This is a genomic window from Streptomyces sp. NPDC054932 (genome assembly GCF_053610205.1).
On sequence record NZ_JBSGXU010000230.1, the window covers coordinates 1 to 11,978 of the forward strand.

10 protein-coding genes and 1 pseudogene are annotated in these 11,978 nt (G+C 70.3%); 4 read left to right on the plus strand and 7 right to left on the minus strand.

The genetic code is table 11. The features are described 5' to 3' along the window. Nucleotides 1-109: 109 nt before the first annotated feature. The 6 genes and pseudogenes from ACWGE1_RS36330 to ACWGE1_RS36355 all read right to left on the minus strand — a co-directional run bounded on the left by ACWGE1_RS36330 (nt 110) and on the right by ACWGE1_RS36355 (nt 5,886). A complete protein-coding gene (locus ACWGE1_RS36330) occupies nt 110-433 on the minus strand; it encodes a transposase (protein ID WP_453424737.1) in 324 nt (107 codons plus the stop codon). Between the two features lie 43 nt (nt 434-476). Continuing rightward, nucleotides 477-746 carry a hypothetical protein gene (locus tag ACWGE1_RS36335; protein ID WP_453424738.1) on the minus strand — a complete coding sequence of 90 codons (270 nt, stop codon included), beginning with the start codon at nt 744-746 and terminating at the stop codon, nt 477-479. A gap of 171 nt (nt 747-917) precedes the next feature. Continuing rightward, nucleotides 918-1,175 (minus strand): DUF6221 family protein, encoded by a 258-nt coding sequence (locus ACWGE1_RS36340; RefSeq protein WP_453424739.1) that lies wholly within the window; start codon nt 1,173-1,175, stop codon nt 918-920. A gap of 33 nt (nt 1,176-1,208) precedes the next feature. After that, nucleotides 1,209-1,372: pseudogene (locus tag ACWGE1_RS36345) on the minus strand (IS5/IS1182 family transposase); the annotation flags it as partial. Nucleotides 1,373-1,678: 306 nt separating this feature from the next. After that, nucleotides 1,679-2,089, minus strand: coding sequence for a hypothetical protein (locus ACWGE1_RS36350; RefSeq protein ID WP_453424740.1), 411 nt, complete (start codon nt 2,087-2,089; stop codon nt 1,679-1,681). Then, complete coding sequence (locus ACWGE1_RS36355) at nt 2,086-5,886, minus strand: tetratricopeptide repeat protein (protein WP_453424741.1); 3,801 nt, start codon at nt 5,884-5,886, stop codon at nt 2,086-2,088. The genes ACWGE1_RS36350 and ACWGE1_RS36355 overlap by 4 nt, the downstream gene beginning before the upstream one ends. A gap of 471 nt (nt 5,887-6,357) precedes the next feature. On the opposite strand from ACWGE1_RS36355, the gene ACWGE1_RS36360 reads away from it, so the two are divergent. After that, the gene (locus ACWGE1_RS36360; RefSeq protein WP_453424742.1) at nt 6,358-7,710 is read left to right on the plus strand and encodes a family 43 glycosylhydrolase; all 1,353 of its coding nucleotides are present in this window, start codon (nt 6,358-6,360) and stop codon (nt 7,708-7,710) included. Between the two features lie 57 nt (nt 7,711-7,767). Here ACWGE1_RS36360 and ACWGE1_RS36365 read toward each other — a convergent pair whose 3' ends face one another. Beyond that, nucleotides 7,768-8,655: a helix-turn-helix domain-containing protein gene (locus ACWGE1_RS36365; RefSeq protein WP_453424743.1), complete on the minus strand. Its 888-nt coding sequence runs from the start codon at nt 8,653-8,655 to the stop codon at nt 7,768-7,770. Between the two features lie 264 nt (nt 8,656-8,919). Here ACWGE1_RS36365 and ACWGE1_RS36370 point away from each other — a divergent pair, with 264 nt between their 5' ends. The 3 genes from ACWGE1_RS36370 (at nt 8,920) to ACWGE1_RS36380 (ending at nt 11,905) form a co-directional block, all read left to right on the plus strand. Beyond that, nucleotides 8,920-9,528, plus strand: a complete 609-nt coding sequence (locus ACWGE1_RS36370) for a hypothetical protein (protein WP_453424744.1) — start codon at nt 8,920-8,922, stop codon at nt 9,526-9,528. A 70-nt stretch (nt 9,529-9,598) separates the two neighbouring features. After that, nucleotides 9,599-10,087 carry an RICIN domain-containing protein gene (locus ACWGE1_RS36375; protein WP_453424745.1) on the plus strand — a complete coding sequence of 163 codons (489 nt, stop codon included), beginning with the start codon at nt 9,599-9,601 and terminating at the stop codon, nt 10,085-10,087. Nucleotides 10,088-10,612: 525 nt separating this feature from the next. Further along, the gene (locus ACWGE1_RS36380) at nt 10,613-11,905 is read left to right on the plus strand and encodes a hypothetical protein (protein WP_453424746.1); all 1,293 of its coding nucleotides are present in this window, start codon (nt 10,613-10,615) and stop codon (nt 11,903-11,905) included. The last annotated feature ends 73 nt before the right edge of the window (nt 11,906-11,978 follow it).

The following is an 11,978-nucleotide window of genomic DNA, read 5'->3' on the forward strand; positions in this document are numbered from 1 at the left end:
CCTCCACACCTACAACCACCACCGCTGCCACACCGCACTCGCAGGCAAGCCACCCATCAGCCGCGTGAACAACGCTGCGGGTCAATACACCTAGGCCGTATCCTGCGGATCACCTCGCGGACCAGATGAAGAAGGCGACGAGGTGGAGTCCGGCGAGGTAGATGGTGGCGTTCTTGTCATAGCGACTGGCCAGGCCGCGCCACTGCTTGAGCCTGTTGATGTCCCAGGTGCCGTCGGCGGCCCACTTCCGCAGGCGGTTGTGGGCGCCCTTCCACGACCCGAAGTGTGCGGGCAGGTCCATCCACGGCGTGCCGCTGCGGTACTTGGACGCGATCGCGTCGATCACCTGCCGGTGATCCCGCCACCGCCCACCCCGCCGAGGTGCCCGGTCCGGCAGTAGCGGCTCGATGCGGGCCCACTGGGCATCAGTCAACGAAACACATCAACCAACGATCAGACGATCTGAAAGCGACGGTCTAATCGCCCGAGAAGCCGATCCGCAGGTCTCGGTCGGCACGGCACCGGCGTCCCCAGGCCAGCAGCGTCGCCACGACCTCGTGCTCGCCACTCAACAGACCGGCGAGATCCGAACCTTCCAATTCCCGCACCATCTGGTCTACCGCCTCACCCCGCAGCGTGGTGTCCCCGTACGGATCAATGCGGGTCAGACTGGGAAGCCGGTGCCGGCCGAGCCGCTCAACGGCCCTCCAGAAGTCATCGTTGTCGTCAACCAACCGCTCCAGCATCCCTGCTGGTGGCCGGGGCCCAGGCTTTCGCCCTGTCCGGGACGCGGAGCCCCCTCGACGGAGTTCCATGACGATTGCCATCCCTGCCCCTCTACTCCTGCGCGCCCCACATGTCGCAGGCCGATTCTCCGCGATCCGAAGGAAACGGCCCAGGGGCTGTCTCCTTGAAGGCTACGGGCGCCATTCCTGCTGGTAGGCGGGGTGTTCGGCGTATGACTGGCCAAGGACTCGCAGCGCGTGTGCCAGACCGGCTGAGCGGGAGTCCGAGGGGGCCATGGCGTTGTAGTCGTTCGCCAGTTGCTCGATCAGGTCGAGCATGGGGAGGTGGCTGTCGAGAAGGGCCTCTCCGCCCATGGTTTCGGCCACGTAGGCGTAGGCGTGGTTGTCGTCGTTGATGCGTGCGACGAGGAACTTCAGAAGATCGTCCATGTGGTCATCTTCGTGGGCGTGGTGCTTCGACTGTCAGCCGCCTGTCCAGATGAGGATGGCGGCCAGGTGGAGTGCGGCCTGGTGGGCGATGGCGAGCTTGTCCGTTCGCACGGCCGGGCCGCGCCACTGCTTGCGTCGGTTGATGCACCGTTCGACGGCGTGCGCTGCTTGTAAGCCTCTGCGCCGAAGGCTGGTGGTCCGGATGTACCGACCTGCGGGGGCGTTCACCCGGCGGCCGGTGCTTGTTCGTCATGCAGTCGCGCAGGGCCCGCCCGGACGGCGTCCTCTACGTGATCCTGGACGGCCTCTCCGCCCACCTCAGCTGGAGAACCCGCACGTGGGCGGCGAAGAACAATGTCCGGACCGCCGCCATGCGATGCCGCCTCGGGCAGGGGCCGCTGTGCGGAGGCTTCGGCCGGCATACCGGTCGCCGCCGGAATTTCCACGGGCTGACCCGGCGGCCGGGCGGAGTCCCAGGTCGCCGGAGCCGAGCCGCTGTCGCGTCAGTCACCGGACTCGGGCTCCGGTGGGACGGCGAGAGTCTCCTCGACGATGACGGCGATGATCCGCTCCCGTTCGGCGGGAGTGAGCGCCGGGAGCGGGGATTCGAGCTCATCGAGCCGGATGCGAACGTGGCGGGTGACGACCTCGGGCCGAGGGGCTGTGGCGCGCTTGCGCAGGTCGTTGTAGACGACCCAGACGAGGTTGGCGGTGGCGACTATGAGGCCGCCGAGGGCGACCGGGTCGAGGTACTGCTCAGGGCGGGCAGCGACGTTGTGACTCTCAAAGGCCCCGTGGCCGGCGGCGTGCTTGTGCAGGGCCGCCTCCACGTCGGTGACGAGCATGGGGTGCCGAGCACTGGTGAGCCGCTGGGCGGCAGCGCGGGCGATGCGGGCGACGGGTTCGGTCGTCATGGGCGGAGGTCTCCTGTTTGGGCAGGGTCAGGCAGACGCGATCGGACGAAGGCGCGCACGGCGAGCGGCAGGCGTTGGCCGGTGACGGCCCGCCATGCCTGTTTGAGTGGCCTGATGCCGTTGGTCTTGGTCAGTCGGTGCAGGTCACGAAGGTGTGTCCGGATGGCAGGGTGGGAGAGATCACCGATGAGCGCGACGCCCTTGACGGCCCATTCCAGGGCCTCGCGTTGCTCGTTCCGTTCCTCGGCGAGCAAGGCGAGCTGCCCGTAGGTCGCAGCGAGCCAGATTGGGTTTCCCGCGGTTTCGTGGATGTCCAGCGCGCACCGCAACAGCTTCTGCGCCGCGGCCAGCTGACCCTGAGCCTGTGCGATCACGCCGAGTTGGTGGTAATTGCCGCCTGTACCGGTGTGATCGCCGATGTCCTCCCGGATCTTCAGTGAGCTGCGGTACCAGTTCTCCGCTTCGCTCGTCCGACCCTGCTCGAACGCCAGGTTGCCGAGCTGGTGGTAGATGGAGGCCATTCTGGCGTGATCGCCGATCTCCTCGCTGAGGACGAGCGACCGGCGGTACATTTCCTCCGACTCGGCCAGCCGCCCCAGGTCCTCAGCGGTCCGGCCGAGTTGGTAGAGGGCCGCAACCGCGCCGACCCGGTCACCGAGTTGCTCCCTGATCGCAAGTGACTCGCGGTACCAGGCCGCGGCCTTCACCGGTTCGCCCTGGTCCTGCGCGGCCCGACCGAGCTGATGAAGGGCCTGGGCCTCTCCGTGCCGATCGCCGACCCGGCAACAGATCTCAAGCGACTCGCCGTAGCGGGCCGCTGCCTGCTCGGGTCGCCCCTGGTCCAGTGCGACGGTTCCGAGCTCCAGACGGGTGACAGCCTCGCCCGCCCGATCCCCGTTCCTCACCTTCAGGTCGAGCGCCCGGCAGAACCACGCTTCCGCCTTTGCCGGCCGGCCCTGTCGGCGTGCCACCACACCGAGCTGATGGAGCGTGACACCCAATAACCTGGCCTGGTCAGGATCACCCTGGTGGTATGCCCCCGCAGCTTCGAGAATGCCGAGATAAGTCCTCTCGGCCTCTGTCATCCTGTTTGCCGCGATGTTCTGGATGGCCAGAACTTGAGCAGCGTGCAGCCACACCTCTCCCGCAGGGGTATCCAGCGTAGGGGCATCACCGTTCGGGGATTCGACGGCGAGCATCGCCCGATCGGCCCACAGCCGATTCTCCTCCGTCAGCCCACGGGCGCCGAGGTAATGGTTGAGAGGCTGGGCGATCGCCAGGGCCTCCGCCCATTGCTGTTGCTTCAGGGTCTGGCCCAGCAGACTGCCCATCGTCCGTCGGTGTTCAGCGATGAGCACCATGGCCGACCCGGCGTCCCCGTACCTGAGCTGCTCGATCAGCCAGTACCCGGCCCCTTCATAGGCGTACGCGAGTGCCCTGAGCGCCGCGCCCCGCTCGACGCGGTAGCCCCCCAGTGCCTCCGTGCTCCACCGCTCGGCCAGATAGGCCGGCAGCGCCGGGTGGATCCGGTGGGATACGGCGCCCCTGACCAGCAGGCCGACGGCCCCGGCCCGGCGCAGCACGCCCTCCCAGTCGTCGGCGTCCAGTCCCCGGAAGCGTTCGGGCGCCTGCACGGTTTCAGAGAATGCGCCCAACAGGGCGGCGTCCGCCGCCCCCTGCAACAGTGACAGCACCACCAGCACCCTGCGGTCGGCGACGGGCAGGTGCGCGAAGGAGTATCCGATGCTGGCGGCCAGCGACTGTGTGCGATCGCTGCCTGCCGACTCGGGCAGCGCCTCCGTGCCTCGAAGTGCGTCGAGCAGCACCTTTGGCGAGTCGGTGTCGAGGTGCGGCAGAACGAGCCGCATGCTCAGCGGATGCCCGTCCAGCCACTGCATCAGCTCGCCGAACAATTGGTGGGCACGCCACGTCTGTGCCTGCGGGTACGGTGCGAGCAGCAGGTCTGCGTACTGGTTCGCCTCATCGGGATCCAGGCCGCCGACGGCGACGGAGCGGAAGTCGCCGAGCCACTTCTCGTCCGTGCGGCTGGTGACCAGGATCGTGCTCCGGCCCCGGGCCACCTTGGACAGGAAGGCCCGCAACTCGGCGCGGCCTTCCTCGGCCAGCGGCGGTGTGGCTCCGGTCGGATCCGGCATGCTGTGCACGGACTCGAAGTTGTCCCAGATGAGCAGCATCCGGCGGCTCGCCAGCAGCTTGTGCACGTGAGCCAGACGCTTAGCCGGGTCGAGCGCCTCCGCCTGCGCGCCCAGATCTCGCAGAGCGACCGCGTCGACCACGCTCTCCAGGCCGAAGGAGGCGGCACCAGGTTCGAAGGAGTGCCAGATCACCCCTGCCGGGTCGTCCGTTGCCCCGGTGTCGCGGGCCCACCGCCCGAACGCCCTGGCGAGTTCGGTCTTGCCGGTGCCGGCCGGGCCGTGCAGGACGACGACGCGCTGCAGCCGGGTGGCCACGTCCAGCGTGTAGCACAGCGCATCCCGCCCGACGAAGTCGCCCTCGCCGCGCAGGTCGTCCAAGTCGTCGTCCTGATCGGACCCTTCGCGTAGATCGAGCGGTCCATCCGGCACGGGCCCGGTGGCTTCGGGACCGTTCCTGAGATCGGGGAAGTGGACGTCGCGGCGGGTGTAGAGAACGGGCACCATCCAGTCCGCGAGCGGGAGTTTGCCTTTGGGGGAGGGGCGCGAGTCGGATCGGGCCATTCGCCGGCGCCCGGCGGCCACGGCCTCGGTGACACGGTCGCCGGCGAAGAGACGTTCGTAGAACGCGGCCATGAACTCTGCCGCGGCGACTGCGTACACGCTGTAGGCCATGGCGACGACGCAGGGCGTGCCCTCCTGGAGGAGGCGGGTTGCTACGGCGGCCTCCACCTCGCTGCCGACCGTCCCGGACTGGCACGCATTGAGGACGACGACGTGGACGCCTGCGTGGGCGAGCACTTGCGCGACCCGTCCGGCGGGGACCAGGTCGGCTCCTCCGCCAGGCTTCTCGAAGGCCAGCATCCCCTGGGGCATGGCGCCCTGGGACGTCGCCCGTGACGTCCCGCCGTCCACCGCTGCGGTCGGATCGCCGAACACCCCGTGTCCGTCGAAGTGCACGATCTGGAACGGTTCCCCGGCCTCGCGTGCCTCGGCGAGGACCTCCGCCAGCCGCTCCAGCGTCGGCGGCCTCAGCACCACGAGTTCTACCGGGTCTTCGCCGCTGCCGCGGACCGCAGCCAGACGCGCCAGCAGCGGGCGGGCGATCAGCTGGTATCCCACATCGGCGGGGCCCCGTGGCCGGGAGATCACCATCAGCACGCGCAGTCGGCGGCCGGCCGCGGTGGTCACGTCGCCGTACTTTGCGGTCAGCAGGCTGCGGGACACTGCGAAGCCGTCCAGGGCGAGCGCACTGGGACGGGCCGGGTCGGCCATCAACTCCCACGGCATCGCGAGGTGCTGGGCGGAATCGGAGCGGATCACCAGTTCCACCCGGCCAGCACGGGCACGGGCGCGCTGGTAGGCGTCGCGGGCCGGTCCGCTGCCGAACACGGCTTCGAAGATCTCAGCGCCCCATGCGGGGAGGCGGTCTGTGATCTGCCGACCGCGGTCACCGTAGACGCCGAACGGGACGCGCAGGTACTCCTCCAGGTACCAGCGCAGGTCTTCGAGCGCCGGGCTGTCGAGGGGCCAGGCAAGCCGGGCCGGCTGACCGGCCGGACTGGGGAAGGACTCTCCGGCGGGCCAGGCGGAGACGGTGGCGCGTCCGTCGATGTCGATGTCCAGCAGCAGTCGTTCAGCCATGAACCAATCCCCCCGACCGGTGGTCGTCACAGGTGAATGTAGTGGTCCCCCCGTCCCCGCGTGGGGGAAACGGAAACGGTGCTCCTCGGCTGCGCCAGGCAGATACGGTGAGCGCCGGGGCAGGCCCGGAGGCGGGTCCGCCCGGCTCCTCAACCCCGGCCCATGCCCGCCCGAGTGGTGCAGGCCGGCTGCGGCTGCACCGCGGGGGGAGCAGGATGACGCGCGAGCCATTCCTAGGCCTGGGCGATCGCGGGGGTGAGGCGGTCGATGTCGATGCGGGCGGCGTCCAGGAGCCGGGTGTGGCTGCGCAGGGCTTCGTAGTGGCGGGTGCGGCAGGTCAGAATCACCGGTCCCGCGGCGCGGCCGTTCTGGTTACAGCACCTGGATTGGCGGCCGTCACGGCGACACCGCCCCCGCCTCGTGTCGTTGAGCAGTCGCACACGGCACTCCACCCGTACGAGGGGACGACACGTGGTTCTCCCGGCTGCGCACCGCATCGCACGCCTGTCGGCCCTGGCGGCCGCGGCCTGGATCGTCCTCACCGCCCTGCTGGTTGCCCCGGCCGGAGCCGCCGGGCCGGTGTTCGACCGGGACTTTCCCGACCCGGACGTCGTGAAGGTGGGCGGCACCTACCACGCATACGCGACCAACGGCGAGGGCCGGTACGTCCAGCACGCCACCTCGCGGGACCTGATCCACTGGTCGGCGTCGGCCTCCGACCCGCTCCCCGAACTCGGGGCGTGGGCGGAGCCGAACCGTTCGCTGGTGTGGGCCCCTGAGGTGTTCGACAACGGTCGCGGGTTCACCATGTACTACACCGCCCACGACCGCGCGGGCGACAGGCAGTGCATCGGCGTGGCCCTCTCATCCTCCCCCGACGGCCCGTTCCTACCCCACGGGGGCGAACCGCTGGTCTGCCCGGTCGAGCGAGGAGGGGCCATCGACGCCGCGAGCTACGCGGAGGACGGCCGGCGGTACTTGCTGTGGAAGGACGACGGAAACTGCTGCGGGGCGGACACCTGGATCCACCTGCAGGCCGTCACCTGGGACGGTACCCGCACCACCGGTGAACCCGTCGCGCTGCTCAGGCAGGACCGCACGTGGGAGGGCGAGCTGATCGAGGCGCCCACCCTCGTCCGGCGGGGTGGGCGCTACGTGCTGTTCTACTCGGCCGACTCCTACGAGGGTGGCGGGTACAAGAGCGGCTACGCCGTGGCGAGTGCACTCCGCGGCCCGTACACAAAGGGGGCGGCCCCGTTGATGACGACCGAGTCCTTCGACGGCGCCGTCCGCGGGCCGGGAGGCCAGGACGTGGTGGTGGGCCCGGACGGGCGGGACCGGATCGTCTTCCACGGTTGGAGCCCTGACGGTTCGCGGCGCCGTGTCCTGTACGTGGCCGACCTGGGGTTCGCGGACGGCCGCCCCGTGGTCCGCGGCAGCAGGGTGGGCCATCAGGCGGAGGACGCGCGGGTCCACCATGCGGTCGTCCGCGACGCGGTCGGAGCCGTCGGCGGGCGGGCCGTCGGCTTCATCGATCACGCCGACAGCTTCGTCGAGTTCAAGGTGTTCGCCGCGTCGGGCGGCCCCCACACCCTCTGGGTGCGGTTCGCCAACGGCTCACGTGACGGCGCCGGCGGCCCGGCGTCGGCTTCGCACCGCCTGTCGGTCAACGGGAAGAAGGCCGGCGCCGTCGACTACCCCTTCACGGGGTGGGACGACTGGCGGACGTCGGCGGTGTCCCTGATCCTGCGCGACGGTTGGAACACGGTCCGCCTGTCCAAGGGCGACCGGCATGCCGAGTTGGACGGTGTGGAGTTGGCATGAGCCGGGCCGACCACGAGGCGCGGGCCCGGCTGCGGGCGGCGGGCTGAGGGTCTTTGCTCAGCCCCACTTCTGGTGCTCGGAGCGGTCACAGGGAACGGCCCGCAGGCCGGATGCCCCGTCGTCCAGACACGTTCCGGTGCTCGCGTTCTTGACCTGGACCGAATGGTCCGCCCACGCGGTGAGCGCCCACCTCTGGGAATCGGCCTTGCCGCAGGACAGCGCGCGGAGCCCCGCAGGCCCGCCATCCAGGCACGCTCCCGTGGCATGGTTCCTCATCTCGGCCGTGCCGTCGGGGAGCGGGTGGACGGTCCACCGCTGGTAGCTCATGCCGTTCGGCAGATACGAGCGCACGCCATGGTCGAGGCTGTGGTCCAGGCAGTTGCCCGTGGAACGGTTGACGAAGATCCGGACGGTGTCCTGCGTGCCCGGCACCGAGGGCAGGCTCTCCCGCTCCCCGGACCGGGCGTCGGAGTCGCTCCGGGCGGCCGGTGACGAGGCATCCGGCACCAGGGCGAACCAGGTGAGGGCCGTACCCAGAAGCATGCCCGCGCAGGCGGCTGCGCCTGCCGAGGCCCAGCGGCTACGGACCCGGAGCCCGGCCGCCGTACGCCAACGGCGCCACCCGGACTCGGAGCTCGACGGTCCGGTGGCGGTGTCCGTGACGGCCACGGGGACGGCGGGCAGTGGCTTGGGCTGGCTCCGGTCGGCTTCCTCCCACAGGAGCCGGTAGTCCGAGGGATCCGCCTCCAGGGCCCGGCACAGATCGCGGACGGTGGCCCACGGCGGAACCGTGCTGCCCCGTAGGTAGCGGGACAGCGACGAGTCACTGATCATCACTTCGGACTCGAGGGAACGCAGCGTGCGCCCGGACCCCTGTTGCAGAGCCTTCAGGGCACTGCCCAGTCGTTGCCCCGGACTCGGTTCCCGCGCCTCGCCGCCCGCCATCCTCGCCCCTTCATGCCTGCGCCGAACGTGTGCTCCGGCAGGCCGCGCTCGTCCCGGGACGCTCATGTCCCAGCAGGTCAAAAGCGTAGGGATCCCGACATCGGTGAAGCAACCGGGACGACCTTGCCCGGTCCCCGCCAGCCGCCACAGACTCTGCGTCATCCCCTCCACGACCCGTGCCGACGCCCCGTCCGTGCGGCGCGTCACCGGCGTGCGCGTCATGGGAGCGGGCGCCGTTCCCCTACGAACCATCGGAGAACCGAGATGTCCGAGAACACCACCCGCCCTTGGAGCATCGCGGCGTTGACCGCCGTCCTCTGCGTGGGATCCGTCGCGCTCACCGCGCCGTCGGCACCCGCCGCCGAGCACGTGGCCCGGCCGTCCGCCCAGACGCTTACCGCCGTCCCGTGGAGCCCGTCCGCCGAAGCCTTCCTGGCGGCGCCCCGGATCAGCCGCGCACAGGTCCTGGCCCGGGCGAAGACCTGGCTCACGGCAGACAACGGCCGGCCGGTCCCGTACAGCCAGACCGAGCATTGGAAGGACGGCTACCGGCAGGACTGCTCCGGCTACGTCTCCATGGCGCTCGGTCTCGCCAAGCCCGGACCCAACACTGTGGGCCTCAAGAACAACGGCTTGACGCAGAGGATCGCGATGGAGGACCTGGCCCCCGGCGACCTGGTCATCAAGGCCGACAGCAACAGCGCGGATGAGAGGCACGTCGTCATCTTCGACGGCTGGGCCGATGCCGACCGCACCGTCTACAAGTCCTACGAGCAGGCCGGCGGGGCCGGTACCCGCTGGAAGCAGCACTCCTACGGAGTGAGCGGCCGCGACGGCTACCACGCCTACCGCCCCGTCAACATCGCGGACTGATCCGGCCCTCCGCCCGCCCACGACCAACGCGCACCACTGTCACCACCCTCACCATCGATCGAGGAGCGAAATGAACATCCGTTCGACCGCGAAGAGCGCCCGGGCCGCCCTGTCCGGCATCCTGCTCACGGCCACGCTGGCCACGGCCACGGCCACCTCCGATGCCGTCTCCGCAGCCGCGCTCGACAGCGTCCAGACCTTCCGCAACGCCGCGACGTCCGCGTGCCTGGACGACAGCGACGCCGGCGTCCGCACCTACACCTGCCTGGGCAACGAGCACCAGAGGTGGAACGTCCACCAGTGGGCCGACGGCACACGTGAACTGAAGAACCTCAAGACCGGGCTCTGCCTCACGGACCACCCGCGCGGCAGCGCCTCGGCCCAGCCCTGCGACAAGGCCAAGGACGAGAGCTGGTTCGTCCACCGCTACGCGGACGGGGCCGTCGAGTTCAAGAACCAAGCGACCGGACTGTGCCTGGACGACAGCCACCAGTTCCACCTCCGCACCTTCCCCTGTGGAACGCACGCCCAGAAGAGCCCGTACCAGACCTGGCGCTAGCTCGGATCGTCGGACGGGAAGCCCTCCCGACGGGACCGGTCGGGGCCGATATCGCGTGGCGGCCGCGGTCCCGGTCGGGCAGGGCGCCCGGGCACAGGCGATGACGACGTACAGCCTTGCGCCCCGTGCCAAGCCGGCGACGGCTTAGCCCTGTCCACCGAACTCGGGCAGTCCCCCGGCGGCCGGTCGCTGTACGGAGCCCCCGCACATCCGGCCCGGGCGCCGCGAAAGGGCACTGGAGCGGGGAGCGTTGGGTCCGGCCGGCGGTGAGGTCGGCACTGTCCCTTGGAGGAACCGCCAGCGGCGCCCGGCTCGCATCAGGCCGGGTCCTCAGGGGACGGTTCAGGGGGGCCGCACGGACATCGCGCGCGCCCAACGCCCGTACGACAGACGGTCGTAGAGATCCCGCCCGCCGATCTTCTTGATCATTCCAGGCAACCGATCGGGTCCCCTGTCGGTCGTACAGGAGTCGGACGTACTCGAACGTCTGACCCATGTGACACGAGGGGGACCATCTTGATGCGGTTGAACCGCACGCACAGCAGCGCAGCGCGGCGGATCGGAGCGGCTCTGGCCGCCGGTACGGTGGTGCTGGGCGCTGCGACCACTGCCCAGGCAGCGCCGGCGCCGGTGCCGAACCCGGTGACGCCGGCCACCGAGGTCGGTGAGCAGGGCCCGAACCGGCCTGAGGGCACCCCGGACCCGTTCGGCGGTCTCGTCACCTCCGAGGAGCTCCTCGACACCACGGTCGAGAACGGCCAGAAGCAGAGCCTCCGTCTGGGCTTCAAAGTCACCGGCGACAAGCCCGTCCAGGGGGCGGAGCTGGGTGTCCAACTGCCGCCGGGCCTGGAACTGAATCCTCAGGAACGGCCGTCGAACTGCGAACACTTCAAGGTCGACCCCGTGCGGGAGTACCGTGACGAATACCTGTTCTGCAGTTTCACCGGCACCTTCGAGCCGGGCAAGTACTACCGGCTCGACACGGGGCTGAACATCACCGCGACCCCGGAGCTGTGGCGGGACCTCTTCTACGTCTCCTGGACCCCGGGCGGCAAGCCGATCTACAAGCCGCAGCAGGGCGGGGTCAAGGGAACCGCCGCCGCCATCAAGGTCACACCGTCCGAGCCGTTCAAGGAGTGGAGCTTCTGGGGCCGCGAGGTGCGGGTCGAAAACCCCGCGAACCAGCCCGACTTCACCGTGGAGGGGGCGACCGGCAGCGGCCCGGCCGGCGGCCAGGTGCTGCTCAACCCGGGCTGGCAGATCAAGGGCACCGGGTCGGTCGCCACCACGGCAGTCGACGACAACGTGGTGGAAACCGAGTTCGTGCTGCCGCCCGGCATCAGTTTCGCCGGCGGCCGTCCGGGCCCGGAGGGGCGCCGGGTGTTCGGCGGGACCGGCGGCTCGGTCAAGGGGGTCTTCAAGATCGAGTCGTGGGTCAAGCCGGGCACCTACCACGGCGAGTACCGGTACAAGGCCGACCGCGGTCCCGGCCATCTCAAGATGGCCGACATCGACCGTGACCTCGGCAACAACACGGCCGGGCTCACCATCACCGTGACGCCGGCCGACGGGCCGCAGCCCGGCCCGTCGACGTCCGCCTCGGCCTCCCCGAGCCCGTCCGCCTCGGCCACGCCGTCGGCCTCGGCCTCCGCGAGCACCGCCCCGGGCACCGGCAACACCCCGGCTCCGAACGGCGGTACCGGCGGCAACCTGGCCAACACCGGATCCGCCGCGCTGGCCGCGGGCGGACTCGCCGCCGCGGCCCTGACGCTCGGCGGAGCCCTGTACGCCATGGCCCGGCGGCGCCGTTCGGCGTAACGGCACACGCCGTGCACGGCGCCGACGCCCGCGAGTGACGCCGGCGAGTCCCGTGCGGGGGCGGTTCAACGCC